21 protein-coding genes are annotated in these 21,018 nt (G+C 60.7%); 8 read left to right on the plus strand and 13 right to left on the minus strand.

The window, feature by feature from the left end; genetic code table 11:
- Nucleotides 1-119: 119 nt before the first annotated feature.
- Both AC1RR7_RS15240 and AC1RR7_RS15245 read left to right on the plus strand, forming a co-directional pair.
- On the plus strand, nucleotides 120-740 hold the full coding sequence (locus tag AC1RR7_RS15240) for a LysE family translocator (RefSeq protein WP_102622098.1): 621 nt from the start codon (nucleotides 120-122) through the stop codon (nucleotides 738-740).
- A 9-nt stretch (nucleotides 741-749) separates the two neighbouring features.
- Nucleotides 750-1,736 (plus strand): quinone oxidoreductase family protein, encoded by a 987-nt coding sequence (locus tag AC1RR7_RS15245; protein WP_493157906.1) that lies wholly within the window; start codon nucleotides 750-752, stop codon nucleotides 1,734-1,736.
- Between the two features lie 19 nt (nucleotides 1,737-1,755).
- On the opposite strand, the gene AC1RR7_RS15250 is transcribed toward AC1RR7_RS15245, so the two are convergent.
- Nucleotides 1,756-2,637: a LysR family transcriptional regulator gene (locus tag AC1RR7_RS15250; RefSeq protein ID WP_493157907.1), complete on the minus strand. Its 882-nt coding sequence runs from the start codon at nucleotides 2,635-2,637 to the stop codon at nucleotides 1,756-1,758.
- Nucleotides 2,638-2,746: 109 nt separating this feature from the next.
- Between AC1RR7_RS15250 and AC1RR7_RS15255 the strand changes: the two genes are divergently transcribed.
- The 3 genes from AC1RR7_RS15255 to AC1RR7_RS15265 are packed head-to-tail and all read left to right on the plus strand — an operon-like array spanning nucleotide 2,747 to nucleotide 5,590.
- Nucleotides 2,747-3,871: a fatty acid desaturase gene (locus tag AC1RR7_RS15255; RefSeq protein ID WP_173861330.1), complete on the plus strand. Its 1,125-nt coding sequence runs from the start codon at nucleotides 2,747-2,749 to the stop codon at nucleotides 3,869-3,871.
- A gap of 14 nt (nucleotides 3,872-3,885) precedes the next feature.
- Nucleotides 3,886-4,341, plus strand: coding sequence for a methylmalonyl-CoA mutase (locus AC1RR7_RS15260; RefSeq protein WP_273539966.1), 456 nt, complete (start codon nucleotides 3,886-3,888; stop codon nucleotides 4,339-4,341).
- A 43-nt stretch (nucleotides 4,342-4,384) separates the two neighbouring features.
- Nucleotides 4,385-5,590, plus strand: coding sequence for a methylaspartate mutase (locus AC1RR7_RS15265; protein ID WP_102622102.1), 1,206 nt, complete (start codon nucleotides 4,385-4,387; stop codon nucleotides 5,588-5,590).
- 33 nt (nucleotides 5,591-5,623) lie between these two features.
- Here AC1RR7_RS15265 and AC1RR7_RS15270 read toward each other — a convergent pair whose 3' ends face one another.
- Genes AC1RR7_RS15270 through AC1RR7_RS15280 form a run of 3 tightly spaced genes read right to left on the minus strand, consistent with a single transcriptional unit; the run spans nucleotide 5,624 to nucleotide 8,928 of the window.
- Entirely contained in the window at nucleotides 5,624-7,666 is a 2,043-nt protein-coding gene (locus tag AC1RR7_RS15270; protein WP_493157908.1) for an FUSC family protein, read from the minus strand.
- Nucleotides 7,663-8,715 (minus strand): multidrug transporter subunit MdtN, encoded by a 1,053-nt coding sequence (gene mdtN / locus AC1RR7_RS15275; RefSeq protein ID WP_493157909.1) that lies wholly within the window; start codon nucleotides 8,713-8,715, stop codon nucleotides 7,663-7,665. Before mdtN ends, AC1RR7_RS15270 begins: the two co-directional genes overlap by 4 nt.
- A gap of 9 nt (nucleotides 8,716-8,724) precedes the next feature.
- Nucleotides 8,725-8,928 carry a YtcA family lipoprotein gene (locus tag AC1RR7_RS15280; protein WP_207267971.1) on the minus strand — a complete coding sequence of 68 codons (204 nt, stop codon included), beginning with the start codon at nucleotides 8,926-8,928 and terminating at the stop codon, nucleotides 8,725-8,727.
- A 314-nt stretch (nucleotides 8,929-9,242) separates the two neighbouring features.
- Between AC1RR7_RS15280 and AC1RR7_RS15285 the strand changes: the two genes are divergently transcribed.
- On the plus strand, nucleotides 9,243-10,499 hold the full coding sequence (locus AC1RR7_RS15285; RefSeq protein WP_493157910.1) for a PucR family transcriptional regulator: 1,257 nt from the start codon (nucleotides 9,243-9,245) through the stop codon (nucleotides 10,497-10,499).
- On the opposite strand, the gene metC is transcribed toward AC1RR7_RS15285, so the two are convergent.
- The 7 genes from metC to AC1RR7_RS15320 all read right to left on the minus strand — a co-directional run bounded on the left by metC (nucleotide 10,496) and on the right by AC1RR7_RS15320 (nucleotide 17,835).
- Entirely contained in the window at nucleotides 10,496-13,231 is a 2,736-nt protein-coding gene (metC, locus tag AC1RR7_RS15290) for a cystathionine beta-lyase (protein ID WP_493157911.1), read from the minus strand. The two genes, AC1RR7_RS15285 and metC, sit on opposite strands and share 4 nt — an antisense overlap.
- A 25-nt stretch (nucleotides 13,232-13,256) precedes the next feature.
- Nucleotides 13,257-13,913 (minus strand): glutathione S-transferase N-terminal domain-containing protein, encoded by a 657-nt coding sequence (locus AC1RR7_RS15295; RefSeq protein ID WP_273535782.1) that lies wholly within the window; start codon nucleotides 13,911-13,913, stop codon nucleotides 13,257-13,259.
- Entirely contained in the window at nucleotides 13,910-14,506 is a 597-nt protein-coding gene (locus tag AC1RR7_RS15300) for a cysteine dioxygenase family protein (RefSeq protein WP_102622108.1), read from the minus strand. Before AC1RR7_RS15300 ends, AC1RR7_RS15295 begins: the two co-directional genes overlap by 4 nt.
- 15 nt (nucleotides 14,507-14,521) lie before the next feature.
- Nucleotides 14,522-15,358, minus strand: a complete 837-nt coding sequence (locus AC1RR7_RS15305; protein WP_273535785.1) for an amino acid ABC transporter ATP-binding protein — start codon at nucleotides 15,356-15,358, stop codon at nucleotides 14,522-14,524.
- Nucleotides 15,345-16,133: an amino acid ABC transporter permease gene (locus AC1RR7_RS15310; protein ID WP_493157912.1), complete on the minus strand. Its 789-nt coding sequence runs from the start codon at nucleotides 16,131-16,133 to the stop codon at nucleotides 15,345-15,347. Before AC1RR7_RS15310 ends, AC1RR7_RS15305 begins: the two co-directional genes overlap by 14 nt.
- On the minus strand, nucleotides 16,123-16,857 hold the full coding sequence (locus AC1RR7_RS15315) for an amino acid ABC transporter permease (RefSeq protein ID WP_273535787.1): 735 nt from the start codon (nucleotides 16,855-16,857) through the stop codon (nucleotides 16,123-16,125). The genes AC1RR7_RS15310 and AC1RR7_RS15315 overlap by 11 nt, the downstream gene beginning before the upstream one ends.
- Nucleotides 16,858-16,995: 138 nt before the next feature.
- Nucleotides 16,996-17,835, minus strand: a complete 840-nt coding sequence (locus AC1RR7_RS15320; protein WP_273535789.1) for a transporter substrate-binding domain-containing protein — start codon at nucleotides 17,833-17,835, stop codon at nucleotides 16,996-16,998.
- Nucleotides 17,836-18,088: 253 nt separating this feature from the next.
- Here AC1RR7_RS15320 and AC1RR7_RS15325 point away from each other — a divergent pair, with 253 nt between their 5' ends.
- The gene (locus AC1RR7_RS15325; protein ID WP_096820580.1) at nucleotides 18,089-18,940 is read left to right on the plus strand and encodes a LysR substrate-binding domain-containing protein; all 852 of its coding nucleotides are present in this window, start codon (nucleotides 18,089-18,091) and stop codon (nucleotides 18,938-18,940) included.
- Nucleotides 18,941-18,960: 20 nt separating this feature from the next.
- Here the strand turns inward: AC1RR7_RS15325 and AC1RR7_RS15330 are convergent, their stop codons facing one another.
- Together AC1RR7_RS15330 and curR are read right to left on the minus strand one after the other, a co-directional pair.
- A complete protein-coding gene (locus tag AC1RR7_RS15330) occupies nucleotides 18,961-19,425 on the minus strand; it encodes a hypothetical protein (RefSeq protein ID WP_493157913.1) in 465 nt (154 codons plus the stop codon).
- A gap of 55 nt (nucleotides 19,426-19,480) precedes the next feature.
- Nucleotides 19,481-20,065, minus strand: coding sequence for a TetR family transcriptional repressor CurR (gene curR, locus AC1RR7_RS15335; protein ID WP_102622114.1), 585 nt, complete (start codon nucleotides 20,063-20,065; stop codon nucleotides 19,481-19,483).
- Between the two features lie 211 nt (nucleotides 20,066-20,276).
- Between curR and AC1RR7_RS15340 the strand changes: the two genes are divergently transcribed.
- Nucleotides 20,277-20,954, plus strand: a complete 678-nt coding sequence (locus AC1RR7_RS15340; RefSeq protein ID WP_493157914.1) for a type 1 glutamine amidotransferase domain-containing protein — start codon at nucleotides 20,277-20,279, stop codon at nucleotides 20,952-20,954.
- Nucleotides 20,955-21,018 lie beyond the last annotated feature (64 nt).

A 21,018-nucleotide genomic window follows, 5' to 3' on the forward strand; every position in this document is an offset into this window, starting at 1 on the left:
CCTCTCCCGCGCTTCCCCCATTTCTGGGAAACCGCCTTGCGCTCTTCGCTATAACCTTATAAGCGACCGCGAATTAGACTGGCTGCAGTTCAGTTCGCATCGCGATTAAGGAAGACAACATGCAAGAAATTTTCAGCATCAACTGGTTGCTCTGGCTATCAACCATGGTGCCGCTGACCCTCAGTGCAGGCCCTGGCAATCTGATGGTGGCGACCTCGGGTGCGCAAAGCGGTGTGCGCCGCTCGGTCCGGTTCATTGCCGGCCTGGATATCACTTACTTCCTGATCGCCGTGCTGGTCGGACTGGGCCTTTATCACACGCTCATGAACAGCCCGACGCTGGTCTGGGTTCTGCAAGTCGTCGGCAGTTTCTACATTCTGTACCTGGGCATCCGGCTGTTGCGTCGCCCGCTCAAGGCGCCCAGCGACAAGGCCATGCACCTGCAATTCAAGGACGGGATCGTTGTGCAACTGGGCAATGTTCAGGGCATCGTGATGTTGCTGGTGATGTTCTCGACCTTCATGCCCTCCGGTGAAACCAGCAGCAGTGTCGTGCTGATCCTGAGCGCCGCGCTGATCTCGCTGAATTTCTTCTCGCATGTCATCTGGGTCTCGCTGGGCTCGACCGTGCAGAAACTGATCCAGTCACGCCCCAGATTACTGGTGTTCCAGAACGCCGCGTTCGGTCTGATGCTGATCGCCGTGGCGGTCTGGATTTTCCTGCGTATCGGCCCACTGTAAGGAGTACCTATGACCCATGCACACGGGATCGTCTTCGCCACACCAGGTCAACCGGACGTCCTCGAATTACGCGAATATCGACTGCGCGCCGCAGGCCCCGAGGAGATCACGGTTGCCATCGAAGCGGCGGGGGTGAACTTCATCGACCTGCACCGTCGCAGTGGTGCTCTGGAGGACGGTTCGCCGTTTCCCAGGGGGCTGGGCATGGAAGGTGCCGGTCGCGTAGTCGAATGTGGAGCCCAGGTAAAAGGCTTCGCCCCCGGTGACCGGGTTGCGTTCGTCGACAACTCGACCGGGAGTTACGCCAGCCACGCAATCCTTCCGGCCGCACGTGCCATTCGCCTGCCCGATGATGCACCCGCCGAGGTCGTCGCGGCGTTGATGTTCAAGGGGTTGACGGCCGAATACCTGACTCATCGTTGCGTCCCGCTCAAGCCTGACGATTATGTTGTCTGGCACGCCGCTGCCGGAGGCGTGGGCAGCATTGCCACCCGCTGGCTGGTCGCTCGAGGCATGCGCGTCATCGGCCTCACGTCGACCGAAGCCAAGCGCAAACAAGTGCTGGAGGCCGGATGCATTGCCGCTCTCGACGCGGGCGCCCCGGGCGCAGCAGCATCCATTCGTGAATTGACCGAGGGCAAGGGTGCTCATGTGGTGTTCGATTCTGTCGGGCACGACACCGTGGAGCTGTCGCTGGTCAGTTTGCGCCAGCGCGGTCATCTCGTGCTGTTTGGCAATGCCTCGGGCGATGTGACCGGGTTCAACCTGTCACGGCTTGGGCAATTGGGCTCATTGCATGTCACCCGGCCCTCCTTGAAGCACTACATCGGCCAGGACGCCGAACTCGCCGACGCTGCCTCGCGTGTGCTGCTGGCCCTGTCCGACGGTTCGATCCAGGCCCCTCGGATAACGCGCCTGCCGCTGGCCATGGCCGCTGAAGCCCATCGCATGATGCAAGACCGGGAAACCCGGGGCTCGCTGATCCTGGTCCCCTGACCTCGCAGCAAAACAGCCGTCAGTGAATTTCGGCCGTTTTGCTGTGAAACAGCTCCGTCAGATACTCCACCACTCGATCGACACGACTGACGCCCTGCGTCGCCTGATTGCGCAGCAACCAGATATCCGAGGTGCGTGACGGCCGGTCGGGCAACACCTGCAGCAAACCGGACTGGTGGCCGACATAGGCCGGCAACGCAGCGATGCCAAGGTTGGCCTCGACCGCTTTCAGCTGAGCGTTGAGGTTGGACACACGCATCCAGAGCTTCTGGTCACCACTGACTTCACTCAGCCACTGCGCCAGCGGCATGTAAGCCATCTCCTCGGTCCAGCCGATCAGGTTGTGATCCTTCAAGTCGCCGGGCTCCGTGGGCAGCCCATGGGTTGCGGCATATCCCTGGGAACAGAACAGCCCCTGCATCAGCGTGCCCACCCGGCGCATGGTGAAGTTGCCGTTATCGGGCCTGCGCAACCGGACAATGATGTCGCTGTGGCTTTGCGTGAGTTTGGAGGACACCGCCGAGTTGATGAAATCGAAGCTGATTTCCGGATGCTGATCACGGAATGCGGAAAGCCCCGGAATGATCAGGTGCGTGCCCATCAGTTCAGGACAATCGATCCGCACCTGCCCCGCCATCCGGTCCCCCGGTTGCGACATCTGCCGCTCCATCAGTTTGAAGCGTTCCTCGGTTTCCAGTGCCAGTGGCAGCAACGTGCGGCCCGCCTCCGTGAGGAAATAGCCATTGGTCTTCTTCGAGAACAGCACAGTGCCGAGCGATTCCTCGAGCGCGGCGATCTTGCGCGATACCGTCGAGGCCGAGACCTTGAGCGAAACTCCGGCCTCGGTCACGTTGTTCGATTTGGCGACGAAGACAAAAACCTTCAGATCATCCCAGTCCATGTTGATGACATACCCAAAAATGGAAAATCGATCCCCACCTATTTCTATTCGAAATAATTCGAGGCCACGTTAGAGTTTTTGCACGGAGCAAAACCCAGAGGAAACATGGATGATACGTAATTCAATGCGCGCCCTTCCAGGGTTCATGCAGCCGTTCTTGAGCTGGCTGACGGCCAAACCTCTGCCCGAAGACCTCGATCGGGTCCGCGTCCTGAAACCGATGCACCATATCCTTGTGTCGGCGGGATTAATAGCCTCCGGCACGCTGCTGGCCGGCATCGGTTACCTGCACGGCAACGTTGCACTCTGGCTGCTGGGCTTCGTCGTGGCGACCGGGGGCATCAAGCAGATGCAAGTGATGATCTGCCACAACTGCGCTCACGACATGGTCTTTGAATCACGCGAGAAGAACCTGACCGTGGGCCGGATCATTTCCGGCGCCCTGATGCTCAAGCCTTTCGATACGTACAAGCATGAGCACACGCTGCATCACAGCTCCAAAACCCTGCTGACCGACGATGACGACACCCTCTCCTACCTGCAAAGCGTGGTAGGGCTGAAGCCGTCCGACAGCATCACCACCATGTGGACCAAACTGGTGTCCACGGCGTTTTCCCCGCTCGCCATCCTGCGCTCGTTCTGGGGGCGACTGAAGGCCTCCGCAACGGCGCCAAACCGACGCGTCTCGGCACTGACCCTCCTGTTCTGGGCGAGCCTTGCGCTGTTGTCGATCGTTTTGGGCCATTTCGATCTGTTCATGATGGCCTGGGTCGTGCCGGTCTTCGCGGGTTACCACATCAGCACCACCTTCCGCCTCGCCGCCGAACACACCTGGCCAAGCGTGGATGTCCTGGAGCGACGCGGCATCGACTTCATCTGCGAAAGCACGACAGCGGTGTTCATCGGCGAAGAACTGCACATCCCCGACGGCGCAGGCACCGTTCGACGCTACGCCCATATCGGCCTGTGGCTGATCAAGATGCTCGCGTTCCACTTGTTCATTCGCCTGTTTGTAATGGTCGGTGATACGCCGTGCCACGACTTCCACCACCGCCGCCCGCGATCCAAGGAGTGGCCGAACTACATCACCGCCCGCGAGCGCGACAGGATCGAAGGCTCAAAACCCTTCCCGACCAACTACGGGGAGAACTGGGGATACATCAACGCGGTCACGACGAACTTTCGCAACTTTCAACGGGCACTCCCGTATTACGCAGCCAGGAATGCAACTTAAAAGGGACTTTAACGATGACGTTCAAACAAACCGCACTGCTCACCACCGTACCTTCGGACTCTCACAGCTGGAATCTGGTGTTCATGGAGTTCCTGCTCAACGACCTTGGCTACAAGGTCGAAAACCTGGGGCCCAACACCCCGATGGATGAGGTGGTCTCGCGGCTCAATCGCAACGGTAGCGCAATCGTTGTGGTCAGCACGGTCAACGGCCACGGCTACCTTGAGGGCGCCGAACTCGCCCGGCGCATTCGTGCCGAGACCGATCACTCGGAAGGGCTGTATATCGGTGGCAAGATCTGCACCGAAAACGATCCGCAGACCATCGCCCGGCACAGCGAAACCCTCAGGACGGCAGGCTTTGATGAAGTGTTCGACGACAGCGTCGCGAACAGCTTCGATGCCTTTCAGGAGCTGGTGACAGCGCAGCTTTATCCGACGCATCACCTGGAAAAACGGGTCGCTCGATGACCCGCGACACCGCCCCCTCAGGTCCAGATAAAGGTTTGCCAGGATGATCGACTTCAACACGCATGTCCTTGAGCAGTTCGACGCACGCGGCCCGGTACTTCAGCCGCGCATGGGTTTCAGTGACCCGGCCCGCATGCAGGCGGGTCTGGAGGCCACAGCGGCAAGCCGGGCAAACACCGTTTGCACCATCACCCTTGATGCATTCACACGGGTGAACAACCTTGAGGCGGCACAACGGGCCATCGATACGGCTTCCATGCTCAATGGCTACCCGATCGTCAACCATCCACCGGCACAGACCCGTACCATGCTCGGTCAGATTCACGACCGCTACCGACTGCCGGTGCAGATTCGCCATGGCTCGCCCAACCCGCTGCACATTTTCCAGCGCATGGTCGAGATCGGCCTGGCCACCACCGAAGGCGGACCGATCTCTTATTGCCTGCCTTACAGCCGCACACCGCTGCGCGAAGCCTTCGGCCACTGGGAGAAATCCTGCCAGGTGCTGGCCCAGGGCGTAGAGCAGAGTCATATCGAAAGCTTTGCCGGCTGCATGATGGGGCAGATGTGCGACCCGGTCATTCTGGTTGCACTCAACATCCTTGAAGGGCTCTTCTTGCGCTCCCACGGGATCAAGACCTTGTCCTTCTCCTATGCCCAGGGCACCTCGCCGGTACAGGACCGCGCCGCAGTGACGGCGCTGCAACAGCTGGCGGCCGAGTACTTCGCACCGGGCAGTTATCACTTTGTCGGCTATGTGTTCATGGGGTTCTTCCCCCGGACCCTGGGTGGCTTCTGCCGAATCACCGGCGATGCGCTGGGCATGATCCGCGCGACAGGCGTGCAAAGGGTCATCATCAAGACGCCGGTGGAATCACGGCGGATTCCCCGGATCGAGGAGAACATCGCGGCCCTGGAATACGCGGATTATTGCCTGCACACCGACGGCGTTCTGCCGGATATCCCGTTCGATGCGCAGGAACACGCGCGCATTCTGGGGGCCGCAAAACGGCTGATCGAGGGGACGTTGAAGCGCGATACCAATCTGTCCGAAGCCATCCTCAGTGCCTTCGACAGTGGATTCCTGTCGATCCCCTACTGCCTCCACCCGGATAACAAGCGCAGCGCCGGCACCGTGCTGACTCCGCAGAACTACTATCACGGCTTCGAAGGCGAGCGCGTGGAGAACGCGTTCTCTTTCCTCGCGGCGCTGCGACAAAACATCCGTACCTATGACGGCGTACTTTGAGTAACCGTCTACGTTAATGGGAGGCTGTTCGCCTTATTCGGCGGGCAGCCCTACCCCCAATCCCGGACCGCTTGAAGGCAAGTCATCGACGCTCGCCAGCAAATCGACAAAGCGCGCTCTCAAGGTGTCGTCCTGAAGTCTTGCCATTGCATAAGCATGCAAGCGTGCAAGCGTCCCTCTCGCGACAACAAAACCACCCTGACCTTTCAACTGTTGTGCATAGTCATCGAGCACGGCGGCGGTCTCGTTGCACAGTTCGAGCGATGCCAGCCAGGCCTCGCCTTCCGACTGATCGTGAGTCAATTCAACTTGTAGCGCATCGATTGCCATGGCGATGGTGCGAAGCCGCACCAGCAATTCCTGCATACGAAAAACCAGCACTTCCTGATGACTCTCGGCGACCTGCCAGCCAGGTTCCAGCGCCACCCTGGCCAACATCGCCTGGCTGTCGGCCAACTCATTCCATACCCGCAAATCACGGGGCGCCTCGTCAGCTGTTCGTCGGGTTTTCAACGAGTCTGCCAGTCGGTCCATCAGCTTCGCCAATCGCTGACGCAACGCTTCACCCTCTGCCTCGGGCCACAGAAAGGCGTGAATCAACAGGGAAATCCCGACCCCCAACAGCACACCGATCACGCGATCACGAATCTCCGTCAAATTGGTGCTGGGCTCGAATTGCTCCAGCAACGCCAACGCGAAAGTGAACACGATCTGCACACCGGCGTAGCTGATTCGCTCGGAGCCGGCGGCGATCCAGGAACCCAGCGCAATCACCGGCAATGACATGAACAACAGGCCGACGATCCCGTCGATGTGCGGAACCACCAGAATCACCATCGCCAAAGCCAAGGCACTGCCCACCAGCGCACCACCGACACGCAACGTCGCACGCATCCCGGTCGCGCCGAGGCTGGGCTGAGCGACGATCAGGCAGGTCAGCATGATGGTGTGGATGCCTTGCCAGTCCGTGCCCATGTAGAACAGGTAACAAAGCGACGCCGCCAGCAGCGTCTTGACGGCAAACTGCATGTACACCGGGTTTTCGAACGCATCCGGCACCCACATCGGCGCGCTCTGAGCCTTGGTGCCTTGAGGGTTATCAGCCTTCTCCACATTCAGAAAAGACAGCAACTCCAGGCGTATTTCCTCGTAAACGCCGGGCAATCCTCTCGTATCGATCTGATCAAGAACGGACATCCCTTCGGGTGCCTGTCCCGTGCCCAGAGAAGCCTCCAGATCAAGCACTGCCTGTCGCAATAATTCGTTGGCCAGAGCGTTCGCTGTGGGCGCCGGCAATTGAGCGGCCAACGTCAACAGTCGGGAAATACTGCTGATGCGCGCCAGGTGAGCGACTTGTTGGCTGCGATAACCGGCGTCCCTCATGCAGGCGAACCTCAACAGTTGCTGCGCGGCCAACACGCTGCGCTGAATCGCGGCGGCACCCAGCGCCGCACCGCTCTGCTCGCCGCTCAGACACCGGGCAACGATCAACAACTGCGATCGCAGATGATTCTCCAGTTGCCTGACAGGCTCCGCCGGCAACAGCAGCGTATTGACCAACAGCGTCAGGCCGATGGCGTAACTGACCGCCACCCACACCCACAGCACCAGACGCAAAACGGCCTCGGCCTGATCGGTCAGGTCGACGAAGGTCTGGGCATAGATCACCACAATGCCGACCACGAAAAACACAACACCGATCCGGGTGACCCGGATCAGATAGGCACTACAGAAAAACAGCATGCTCGCGCCGAAAATTCTCAGGAGCGGGTATCCGTAGGTGAACTTCAGAAGCAGGATGGTCAAGCCGATGGCCAGTGTTGCGCCGACCAGGAACAGCATCCCGACCATGCGGGTCAGCACCACATTGGTCTGCGTCACGTAGAAGACCACGATCAACGATAGCGCCAGCAACGGAACCTGCAGGGTCATCGAAATGATGATCACCAGCGCACTGCCCAGCAGCGTGCGCAGCAACAGGTTCACACGGCCAGGGTACGGCTGAAGTTCATCGACCAGAAACCGATACAGGCGCTCCAGGCTGCCCCTGTTCCTGTCTTCCGCCGAGCGTTTCATTGACCGGTCTTGGCCGGTTCGTCAGGGCGCAGTACCGCGACGGCAGAGGCGCCGATGCGAAACAGCTCCGGGTCGGGGTCTTGCACCGAGATCTTCACCGGAAAGCGTTGCGAAACCCTGACCCAGTTGATGGTGCGCTGGACGCGCGGCAGGCCTTCGATGACGGTCCCGCCGTCATCCGGCAACACACCGAAACTGAGCGAGTCGACCCGCCCCTGAAACCGCTTGCCGGTGTCGCCCAACAGATAAAGCGTGGCGGACGTGCCAGCCTTGATGCCTTTCAGATCGGTCTCGCGAAAGTTCGCCACCACGTACCAGTGGCGCGTATCGATCAGCGTGAAAATCGGTTTGTAGGCCGAGGCGAACTGGCCGACGGTGGTGCGCAAGGACGCGATTCGCCCGTCGAAAGGTGCGCGAACCTCGGTGAACTCCAGGCTCAGTTCGGCCAGGGAAATCTGCGCTTCGACCTCGGCCCGCTGCGCCACCAGCGCATCCACACCACTGACGGCAGCCCCGGCTCGTTGCGCCTGCAATCGGGAGGCGTTGAGTTCGGCAGCCGTCGAACGCTGGGCCGTTCGCGCCTGATCCACCGCTTCCACGGACACATAACCCTTGGCGAGCAACTTCTCCAGACGCTGAAGGGTGTCGTTCGATTGCGTGGCCTGCGCCCGCGCCCGCTCGACCGACGCCACAGCCGATGCCGCCTCGTATTGTTGGGCATTCACACTGCGCTGGGTCAAACCGATCTGATGATTCAGCGTAACCAGCCGCGCCCTGGCCTGATCCAGCGCATCCTGATACGGACGTGCGTCGATGCGGATCAACAGATCGCCCTGCTTGACCAACTGGTTGTCGCGCACCGGCATCTCGACAATCCGGCCGTTCACTTCCGGAACGACATCGATGGTGTCGGCGTACACATAGGCATCATCGGTACTCGGCCGGGTTTCGGTTTGCCAGAGCACATAACCCAGCACCAGAAAAGCGGCCAGAACGATCAGCAGCGTCGGCACACGGCTTGAATGCGTTTTTTCGGTGGTTTTATTCATGGCGGGCATTCATCCGTGGAAGACGACGAGCCACAACAGCATCGCCAGGAGTCCGGTCAGTGCCGGGTAACTCAGTGCCAGAGGAGAAATGCGTTCGCGCAGCGAATATCTGCCCAGTATCACGTGGATTGCCGTGGTCGCCAGAACGCCGCCGACAATGCAGAACAGCCAGTCAGGAAAAGCCGCACCGAACAGTACAAGCGAGGGGGACATGGAGCATCCACTGAGCAGTAGAACGACAGGTATCAGTGCCAGCCTGACGGGATTGAATGAAGGCATGCCTACCTCCGCAAGTGACGACTGACGCAAACCGGAACCTCTGGGCAAGGAATTGACCTGCGCACCTTACCGATCCGTCCACGGCCCCGATATTGGAAAAAAACATAACTTCGTTGTGACAGTAAACAACCGGAAAACCGGGCTGAAAGCGTTGTTGAACTGGCTTGGTGAACGTAAGAGTATAGAGCGCGCACAGACACTCGCCGGCGAGTGAAATCGACACTTCCAGGCGCAAAAAGGTGAACACAGTGACGCCAATCCCCACCCTCAGCGCTCGACTTGCAACGATCACCCGCGAGTTTGCGAACACCCCTTCCCTGCTCACCGCGAAGATCAACAGCCAGCTCAACCGGATGGCGGGCTACAAGGACCTCACGCCAGAAGCCCGCAAGGATCTGGAAAACTCCCTGAGCTACACCGCGCGCCTGTGGTGCGAAACACTGCTGACCGGCGAGGGTCTGTCGCAGGACACGCGCCGTACGCTGAAGGAAATCGGTTGCAGGCGGGTCCATCAGGGCGTGCCCCTGCAATCGCTGATGCGCGGCTTCAGTCTGGGGGTGCGTGAAATCTGGAGCGGCTACCTGGAACTCGCCAGAGACGACGATGCATTAAGCAAAGAGTTGTTGTTGCAGATTTCCGGCTACATGTTCGACTTCTTCGACGATATCGCCGAAGAAGTGGTCCAGGCGTATCTGGAAGAACAGATTCAGAAAGTCCGCTGGAGGGAACACCTGCACCAACGCCTTTATCACTTCCTGCTGCATTCGCCGCAGGATACCGAGGGATTTGAGGACACCCTGTCGGCACTCGGCCTGGACGCCAGCACGCCCCGCGTGGCGCTCGCACTGGAACTGCCCTTGCGCCCTGTCCAGCCGTTGCAGCGCGAAGACGAATTCGACCGCCTGACCCTGCAGGTTTCCCGGCACCTGAAGATTCCCGTCAAGGAGCTGATCCGCGTCTGGTACCGGGACAAACTGGTGATCTGGCTGCCGGGCATCAAAGGCGAAACCCTGACCCAATGCGACCAGCGAATGGCCGAAAGCGCTGCGTCACTGCCCGCGCTCCTGCCCCAACTGCGGGGCGTGGGTATCGGTCTGTTGAATCAAGGTATCGCCGGCTGGATCAGCACGGCAGAAGAAGCGATCAAGGCGATCGACCTCTTCCCTTTCAACGGGGCCGAACAACTCGTCAGACGCTATTCCAGCGTGCTGATCGAAGACAGCGTGCGCAGCCATGACAACACCCTCAGGTACCTGATTTCGCTCATCGAGCAACTCAGCCATGAACCCGACCTCCTGCTGACGCTGGAGGCGTTCTTCTCAAGTGGCCGTCACCGCGCCCAGACCGCCAAGACCCTCGGCATCCACCCGAACACCCTCAATTACCGGACGGGACGCATCGAGAACCTGCTGGGCGCGGATCTCAATGACATCAACTGGGTCAGCCGACTGGACACGGCGCTGAAGTTGCGCCGGTTCTCGATCAGCAAGGTGCGCGAGGACTAGCGTTCACGACAAGCGGCAAACCCGCGCTGCAGATCCTCGATCAACGCCTCGACATCCTCCAGCCCGATGTGCAGCCGCAACACTGAACCTGCGCCACGACTGTCCAGCGCATCGGTCACCGTGATCAGGCTCTCGTACCCGCCCCACGACGCGCCCAGCCCGAACAGTTGCAGCGAATCGATGAATCGCTCCAGTTGATCAGCCCCGGCGTGATGCAGCTCGAACGACAACAGCCCGTTGCTCCCGGTGAAATCCCGTTGCCACAGCGCATGCCCGGGATGCTCGGCCAGCGCCGGATGGAAAACCCGTTTCACCGCCGGGTGCGCCTGCAACCAGTGAGCGATCTCCAGCGCCTGGCGTTCATGAACCTCCAGGCGTGATGCCAGGGTGCGTGCACCGCGCAGCACCAGATACGCGTCGTCAGGGCTGACCGTGACACCCATTGCATCGCTCATGGACGCCAAGGGTTGCCAGACGTCCTCGCGGGTGCAGACGCTGCCCATGACCACGTCGCTGTGGCCGCTCAGGTATTTGGTCAGCGCCATGATGGAAATGTCCGCGCCCAGCGCCAGCGGCCGGTACAGGTAACCCGAACCCCAGGTGTTGTCCACGGCCAGCAGGATGTTGCGGGGTTGGCAAAGGCTCGCTATCGCCGGCAAGTCGCAGAGTTCGTAGAGCAGCGATCCCGGCACTTCGGTGTAGACCATTCGGGTGTTGGCCTTGAGCAAACCCGGCAGAGTGCTGCCGTCGGCCTGGAAGTAATCGACCTGAATGCCGAACGGTTCCAGAAGCTCAGCGGCCAGTCGCCGCACGGGCGCATAGACCGCTTCAGTAATCAGTAGATGATCGCCGGGGCGCAGATAGGCCAGGAACGTCTGCGCCACCGCCGCCAGCCCGGTGCTGAACAGACGCGTGCGATAGCCGCCTTCCAGTTCCGTGACCAGGTCCTCAAGGGCAAACGCCGTGGGATTGCCCCGGGCGCCGTAGCTCAAGACACGTTCAGTGTCGCGACGCTGACGGGCGTCACGCATCTGCGCCAGGTTGTCGAACAACACGGTGCTCAGGCGGGTGACCGGGACATTGACCGAGCGTGCACCGCTGCCGTTTTCGGTGCGGGCCGAATGAATCAGCCGGGTGCGTACCTGTGCATCACCCGGTGTTTTCAGCGGCTTGAGGCTGGCGATTTCCTCGCGACTCATCTGCGCCAGCAGGCCGATTTCCCAGGCCAGGTATTGCCGTGCCGCGTCCTTGTTCCCGGAATGACGGTCATGGGTGAAAAACAGGAAGTCGATGCAATCCTGATCTGCCGGACTGCTGCCCTCCTCCTGCACCGCGCCGCCCGCCGCTTGCCACGCCGACAGTCCGCCGTCCAGCAAGCGCACGCCAGCGCGTTGAACCGCAGGCAATTCCAGAGCGGCGATGGACGCCAGCGCCGGATCATCCGCCAATAACACCAATGGCCTTGTCTCCCCGGCCACGGCATCGGCGAGCAACGGGCGGATCGACCAGCGCGAACCCGCCACATGCCCCTTGCGATAGTCCATGCTCGGGCGCAGATCCACCAGCACGACCGCCTCGTCCTTGAGTGCGTCGGCCAGAGCCCGGGCCGTGATCAGAGGCAATGCTGCGGGCGTATCGACGCCCGTGCCGGACAACACCAGGCCACTGCCCGTCCCACCCGCCAGCACATAAGCCTCATGTCCCAACTGCCGCAGCCAACTGGCAACGATCGGCGCGCGCACGCCGTCGCTGTCGAATAGCACCACCCGCGCCCGGCGCACACCAATGTACAAATCGGTGGATTGAACGAGCTGCCCACCCGGCGTGTGCTGCGCCCCCGGCAGAGTGCCCTCGGCAAATTCCTCGGCCGTGCGCACATCACACAGGAACAGACTGCGCCCTGCGTCATCGGCCCAACGCCGGACTTCGTCAGCCGCTACGGTTTTCACTCCGGCCTTGTCCGCCAGCCGGGCGGCCGCCAGACGCCGGGCTTCCAGCCCCTTGGCGGACACTTCATCGGCATAGCGCCGGGCACTGCCGTGCTCCAGTCGAAAGTCCTCCAGATACCAGCCCTGAGTACCGTTTTCCAACGCGTAGACCGGGTTCTTCAGCCCCAGATTGATCAGCGTCTGGGCGCCGATAATGCTGCGGGTTCGCCCGGCGCAGTTGACCACGATCGGCGTGCTGTCGTCCGGAATCAGGTCATGGATGCGATAGCCCAGTTCCCCGTTCGGGCAGCAGATGGCACCGGGGATGGTCATCTTGCGGTATTCCTCGAACGGCCGACCGTCGAGCATCATCAGCGGCACGCCCCGGGCCTGCCATTCGGCCAGTTGCTGCGCCGTGACATGCGGCGTGTGACTGGCCTCCTCGACCAATTCACCGAACGCCTTGGACGGCACGTGTACGCCGGCGAACAGCTGATAACCTGCTGCTTCCCAGCCGTCGGCGCCCCCGGCGAGCCAGTGCACGTTGTCATAGCCCAACCCCTGCAGCACCTGCATACAACGGGTCGCCAGACTACCGCCATCCTGGTCGTAGATCACCAGCCGCACATGCGGATTCGGCGCCAAGCGTGCCGCCTCGAGTTCCAGTCGACTGAAGGGCAGGTTCACCCCGAAAAACAGATGCGCTTCGCCATACTGGCCGTGCTCGCGCACATCAAACAGGGCAATTTCCTGCCCGTCGAACAGCCATTGCTGCAACTGCTGCGGGGATACGGTCTGGCTCATGGAGGTTCCGCTTTTTGAAGATGAATTATTGAAGCGCCAGGGAGCGCTCGTTGACCGCGATGTCCCGGCCCTTGGCATAGGCGCGCTGGATGGCCGGACGCTGTTTGAGTCGCTCGCGCCAGGCACTGATCTGCGGAAAATGCGCCAGGTCCTGGCCCTGACGCAGCGGCTGAATCCACGGAAAGATCGCCATGTCGGCGACGGAATACTCCCCCGCCACATACGGCACTTCAGACAACCGCGTCTCCAGCACGCCATACAGTCGCGTCGCTTCGCCGCTGAGCAGGTCGAGGGCAAACGGCTGAGGTTGTGGCGCCTTTTCCTTGAACAGCTGCAACTGGCTCAGGTACGGCGTCACATGTCCCACTTGCCAGAACAGCCACTCCTGGACTTTTTGGCGTGCGGCGGTGCCCGGCGGCGGCAGGAATTGCCCGGCCTTGTCAGCCAGGTAGTTGAGGATCGCGCCGGACTCGAACAGGCTCAGTGGCTCGCCCAGACCGTGAGGCGCGTGATCGACAATCGCCGGAATCCGCCCATTGGCGCTGATGCGCTGGAACGCCGGCCACTTCTGCTCACCCTCGCGGATATTGACCGGCAGTACGCGGTACTCCAGCCCGAGTTCTTCCAGAAGAATGGCGATTTTCAGGCCATTGCCAGTCGGCCAGTAATACAGGTCGATCATGCGTAGGCCTTGATCGACGGGGCCATTTGCGAGGCGTTGTAATTGAGAATGCGCCCGTCCGCCTCGACGCCGTAGCGACCGTTGAGGGACTCCAGCGGCAAACCGTACAGGTGGAAATGCAGGGTCGGCTGGTCGCCGTCGACACGGATGCCGTGCAGGTCCTCACCCAGGAACGAGATCGAGGTACCGGGCTGCACGATGACTTCCCGTTCCAGATGCAAGGTGGTGAAACCCGGCTCGCGGCCCTCGTCGCTGCGGGCGTAGACGTAATTGATTTCCTGGCCCTCGATAGCACTGATGATCGCCCAGGTTTCATGGTTGTGGGGGATGGTGCTTTTACCCGGCAGCAGCGAGTTGAGGTACAGCGTCGGTGTGTCGCCATCGTCGTTGAGACGGTAGCGGAATGCGGTGCTGCCCTGCCCCGGCACCGGTGCGGGAAATTCGTCGAAATTGAACAGATCGCGGCGCTCGGCAAGCGCTTCGAGCAACGTCACGATCTCCTTCAGCGCAGTGCGGTCGACGCCCCGTTGATGGATGACGCGGACTTTCTTCAGGAAGTCCTCGATGACGTCGGCGCGGTTCACGGTACTCATGGATATCTCCTCGGTTCAGACGGACAGGCTGTAACGGCTCAGATTGCTCAGCAGGTAGGGATCGTTGGCGAGCGCCGGGCGACGACCCGGATCGCCCAAGGCATGCCGCAAAAAGGTCTGGGTGCGTTCACTAACGGGGTTCTGGAAGATCTGCTCGGCACTGCCGTGCTCGACGATGACGCCGTTCTCGGTGAAATAGACGACGTCGCTGATTTCTTCGGCGAAACGCATTTCATGAGTCACCAATACGCAGGTCATACCCTCCTCGGTCAGTTCGCGAATCACCGTCAACACTTCGCCGACCGTTTCCGGGTCGAGGGCCGAAGTCACTTCATCGAACAGAATCAGCTCCGGGCGCATCGCCAATGCCCGGGCAATCGCCACGCGCTGTTGCTGGCCGCCGGACAACTGCCCGGGATAGGCATCGGCCTTGTGCTCCAGACGCACTTTGGCCAGCAAGGCGCGTGCGTCCTTTTCGGCGTCGACCCGGTTGCGGCCCAGCACCTTGCGCGGCGCCACGACCAGGTTCTCCAGCACCGACAGATGCGGGAACAGGTTGTACTGCTGAAACACAAACCCCACGCGCTTGCGCAACTCGATGCGCTGGGTTTCCTGCGTCAGCGTGTGCACCTCGGTCGAGCCGACACGGATGCTGCCACGCTGGGGCTGCAACAGGCCGGTGATGCAGCGCAGGATGGTCGACTTGCCGGAGCCGGACGGGCCGATGATCGACACCGCCTGACCGCGATGCACGTCCAGGTCGATACCCTTGAGCACCGGGTTGCCGCTGAACGACAGGTGCAAATCCCGCAGGCTGACCAGCGGCTCGCCGACGGTTTCAATAGAAGGCATAACGTCGCTCCAGGCGTCGGGTGAGTCGGGAAATCGGGTAGCAATAGGCGAAGAACAACACCAGCAGGCTCAGGTAAATCACCACGGTAAACCCGGTCATGTTCACGGTGTTGCTGGCGATCTGCGCGGTGTCGATCACGTCATGCACGCCCACCAGCGAAGCCAGCGCCGTGCCCATGGTGATCACCGCGTACAGGTTCATCCACGGCGGCAGCATGCGTTTGAAGCACTGTGGCAGGATGATCGAGCGGAAAATCTGCCCACGGGTGAACGCCAGTGAACGCGCCGCCTCCCATTGGGTGGCCGGGATCGACGCCACGGCACCGCGGAAGATTTCCGCGATGTTGGCGCTGGCCGGCAGCGCGAGGCCGATGGTGACCTTGACCCAGTCCGGAAACGGCAGGTAAACGCCGGCGACGTGAATCTCGAACGGGAACACATAAGTGGTGAAATAGATCAGCACCAGCCACGGCGCATTACGGAACACCTGCACCCAGATCTGCGCCGGCAGACGCGTCAAGCGCAACGGCGACAGGGCCAGCGCACCCACCAACAACCCCAGCAGCGACCCCAGCGCGATGGCGACCAGGCTGATCAGAATATTCCGGGCGAACCCCGCAGCCAGCGCCGGCGACCACTGCACCAAGGTCTTGAGCACCGGGCTTTGCGCACCGAAATACAGCAACGCCAAACCCAGGAAAATCAGCGCCAACAGCTTGCCGAGGTGCTTGCGCGGCAAGGTCGTCATCACGCTGACGGACGATTCAATGGCCATAACCGGGCATCCTCAGGCGCGCTTCCAGGTAGCGCCCCACGCAATTGACGATAAAACTCAGCAGGCCGAAAAAGCTCAGGATCAGGATCATCAACTCCAGCACATTGTCGCTCTGGGTCCAGATCATGATCGCTGCGTAGGTGATGTCGCCCACAGCGATGGCCGAGGCCACGGCGGTCATCTTCACCAGATCGATCAGGTTGTTGATCAGCGATGGCAGGGCAAAACGCAGGGCCAGCGGCAACTGCACATTCCACAGCAACTGCCGACTGCTGAAGGCCAGTGAGCTGGCCGCTTCCAGCGTCACGGTCGGCACCGCTTCGATGCCGGCACGCAGGGCTTCGGCATGAAATGCCCCCTTGTGCAGGGAAATCACGATCACCACCCAGGCAAATGGCGTCAGCGGATTCGCCGCACCGACGGCCTGGGTCAGCAGCATGTTCAGCACCAGGAAGGCGCAATACAGCTGTACCAGTGTCGGCGTGTTGCGGGTGACTTCGACAAAGATTCGGGCCGGTGTCGCCAGCCAGGGTTTGCCTGACGTGAGCATCGCCGCCAGTCCGACGCCCGCCAGCAAGCTGCCAATGATGGTGAATACGCACAGCAGCACGGTGGTCAGCGCACCTTGCCCGAGAGATCCGCGCTGATAGGCATCGAGCACAAAGCTGTAGTTGAGGCCCAGCCCGGCGGTCCAGTGGACGAAAAGCTCAAGCCAGTGAGTCATGGTTCGCTCCGCGTGCGAACGACCTGCTGCACTGACGCGTTGATCAGGTCTTTAGAGAGAAAATAATGATTCATGCTAGCCGGCCTCAGGCAACCGTCGTCCAGGACGACGGTTGCGGGAAATCGATAAAAAGGAAAGTCAGGCGCCGTTGGCTTGAAACTGTTTTTGCAGTTCGACCAGCGCAGGAGACGCGGGCGTGATGTGGTTGCGGGTCTGGGCCTCGATCAGCCAGCCACTGCGGTGCAGTTGCTTGATGATCGGATCAAGCCGGGCCTGGGTGTCGCTTTCACCGCGACGGGTCCAGATCACCGACGGCGCCGGATTGAGTTCCGGGGCAAGGGCACGATAGCCCTGCCATTCGGCATTGTCGGCGATCAGCGGGTTGATCAGCGTGGCGTCATGCACCGCCGCCACGCAGTTATTGCCACGCAGCGCCAGCAAGGATTCGGAAGAGCTTTTGAACGCTTTCAGTTCGGCGCCCAATTCAGTCAGCGGTTTGACGTAACTGCTGCCCTGGGACGTGCACACCGGTTGGCCTTTTAGGTCTTCCCAGCGAGTGATCTTGCTGTCCTTGAGCACGGCGGCCGTGCCGCCCACACGGTAGAACGGTGTCGGCACGAAGCCGAGAATCTCGCCGCGCTCGGCGGTCCATTCCATGTTGGCGATCAGCACGTCAACCTTGCCCTGTTGCAGAAATTGCACGCGGTTGGCCGGCAGCACCGGCACCAACTGCACCTCTGCGCCGAGCTGCTTGCCCAGTTCTTGCGCCAGTTCCACATTGAGGCCGCGCGGCTGCTGAGTGGCGGGATCGATACTGCCGAAGGGGCCACCTGAGAGCAGCACGCCGACCGCCAGTACGTGGCGTTGCTCGATCTTGTCCAGTGTCGCGTCAGCCTGGGCTGCGCCCCCCGCCATGGAAACCACGGCACCCAACATCACAGGCAATAGGCGTTTTACAAACGTGTGCTTGGGCAACATGGACTTCCCCTTTTTGAATGATCGGCGTCTTCCGACCTGACAGGGGGCATCGTAGGTTTCGCGGTGTACCAACGGAAATGCAAAGATCTAATATCGTTATAACTTGCAGAACATCAAACGAGCGAAGAACTCGCAAACCAGCTGTTTTACTGGGTATTTTGACTTACCCTCCAACAAAACCAGCAGCAACACATAACGATTCTTTATGATTATGTTTACACTGCTGATGTAAAAAAACGCTTGGAACAGAACCATGTCGACGCTGGATCTCGAACTGCTGCGCACTTTCATAGCCGTGGTCGATCACCACAGTTTTGCCGAAGCCGGCGTGCACCTGGCGCGCACGCAAGCGTCCGTCACCCAGCATATACAGCGGCTGGAGCAACAGGTCGGGGTCAGTCTGTTCGAGAAACGTGGCCGCCAAAAACACCTCACCGAACCCGGCTTGCAGTTGTTGCGGCACGCGCGACAGATGCTGTCGCTCAACGACGACGCATTGAGTTCTCTGCGCGAAAGCAGCTTGAGTGGTGTGTTGCGCATCGGTTCACCCCACGACATCGCCGATACCATTCTGCCGCCGATCCTCAGCCACATCGCCCGCTCGGCACCACGCCTGCGCCTGGAAATCGATGTCGGGCGCAGCCCGTTTCTGATGGACGATCTGCACCGGGGCAAAGTCGACATGGTGATTTCCACCCGCGAAGACCCGACCCTCGAAGGCTTCGCCCTGCGTACTTCGCCGGTGTGGTGGATCTGTTCGGCGCAATACATCCACAACCCCGGCGAACCTCTGCCGCTGATTTTGGTGGATGAGCCGAGCATCTACAGGCGCTACGCACTTGAGGCGTTGGAGCGTGCCAACATTGCCTGGCGCCAGGCGTATCTGGCGTCGAACCTGATTGGCATCAAGGCTGCCACTCGCGCAGGATTGGGGGTCACCCCGCGCAGCATGGAAATGCTTGGCCCGGACATGCGGGTTCTGGGGGAAACCGATGGCTTGCCGAGGCTGCCGGATGTGACTTATCACTTGTGGATCCGGCCGAACACCGTAAACCCACTGGTCAGGCGAGCATATGAGCTGATCAGAAACAGTCGTGGCCTTTGAGCGTGGAAGGCGTGGTCAACTCAATATTCGAAAGGCGTTCCCCGGTCGCGCCCCTTCAGTCCGCGCACAGCATCGCTGCAATACGACATCAACTCATCCAGGTAGGGCGTCAGTTTCACCACTTCGATCAATTCCAGCGCCTGCGCGGCGGCATGCCGGATGGCTTGCCATTCGATACGGTAAAAAATTTCCTGGTCATGGCAGAGAAAAGCCGTTTCCGGCAGCGAGTCACATAACGCCCAAACCTGCTGAAGTTGAGCCCGAACGTCACGAGGCATCGCGCTGCCACACACTGTGAGCACCTCATTGACCGGCAACATTGACGCTGACCACACCTCACAGGCCGGGCAATCCGGGATCGTATTTCGCTGCACATCAGCGCTCGATGCCAGGACTGTCAGGCCCTCAATGGCTTCGCAAACCGAGAGAACGCGTTTGTGTTCATCTTGCCCATACCATTCCCACAGCGTGGTGGAGAACGCCATCGTCAACTCCAGAGACTGAACCGTTGTTCATTCATCGCTTGTAATCACATGCCGCTCAAACGCCCAGAAGTCGCTTCGTGGTCGCCATCGATGTAGCCAACGATTGTCCCGTCCGTTGCAACTTGTTCAAAAGGCTGGCACCCAGCCAAAGCTGATACAGGGTTTCCGCCAGTTGCCGGGCATCGCCGTCGGGCAGGCATTGATCGGCCTGGCCCTGCTCGATGCAAGTGGTGATGCGAGCCACCACTCGCTCGGCGCCATCGCGCAAGGTGAGGCGCATGGCCTCGGACAGATCGGCCACCTCGGCACTGAGCTTCACCACCAGGCACTCGTCGCCGTGCCCTTCCAGCGTGCAGCGATCCTGCCAGCCCTGCCAGTAATCCATCAGTCGCTCGCGGGCATTCAGATCGGGCAGCGTCAGGCGCCGCTCCATGTCGGCGAGGTAACAGACAAAGTAGTCCTCGAGCAACGCCTGGCCGTACAGCTCTTTGGATTTGAAGTAGTGATAGAACGAGCCCTTGGGCACACCGGCGGTCTGCAGGATCTCGTTCAGGCCGACACTGGTGAAGCCCTTTTCGGCCATCATCCGGTGGCCGGTGTCGAGCAGGTGTTGGCGGGTGTCATCGTAGGTCGGTTTCATCGGGGCGCAGATTACCAGGCAATAGACCAGTCGTTTAACTCGAAGGAACGGGAGTTTGCCACACCGGTCCATGAAAAACATGCGGATAAAAAATTACTAGACGACTGGTCTAATTGGAAACTATGCTGCGCCCCGACCAACCTTCTCCCCGGTGTTGATTGCGTGCGAATTCCTCGCACAGCCACGACACCCGACCCACCCAAGGTGCTCTATGAAAATCTTGATGGTTCTGACTTCCCACGATCAACTCGGCAATACCGGCAAGAAAACCGGCTTCTGGCTCGAAGAGTTCGCCGCGCCCTACTACGCCTTCAAGGACGCCGGCGCCGATATCACGCTGGTTTCCCCTGCCGGCGGCCAGCCACCGCTTGATCCCAAAAGCGACGAACCTGACGCCCAGACCGCCGAAACCGACCGCTTCCGCAAGGATTCGGCGGCGCAACAGGCGCTGGCAAACACCGGGCGCCTGGCCGAAGTCAGCGCCGAAGATTTCGATGCAGTGTTTTATCCAGGTGGCCACGGCCCGCTTTGGGATCTGGCCGAAGACAAGCATTCCATCGCCCTGATCGAAGCCTTCGCCCGCAGCAACAAGCCTCATGGTTTCGTTTGCCATGCCCCGGGTGTGCTGCGGCATGTGCTCGGCGCCGAGGGCAAACCCTTGGTCAAGGATCGTGACGTCACCGGCTTCACCAACTCTGAAGAAGCGGCGGTCGGCCTGACGGATGTGGTGCCGTTCCTGGTCGAAGACGAGTTCCAGCGTCTCGGCGCGCGGTATTCCAAAGTGGCTGACTGGCAAGTGCACGTGGTGGCCGATGGGGAACTGGTCACTGGCCAGAACCCTGCCAGCTCCGCCGCTGTCGCCGAGAAACTGTTGAAGCTGCTCGGCTGACGCTTTCAGCCGTCATCAATCCGGACGCCGTGCGCGTGTTGCACGGCGTCTTTTTTTGGCCCGA

Source organism: Pseudomonas sp. GW821-FHT11G12 (genome assembly GCF_058808055.1).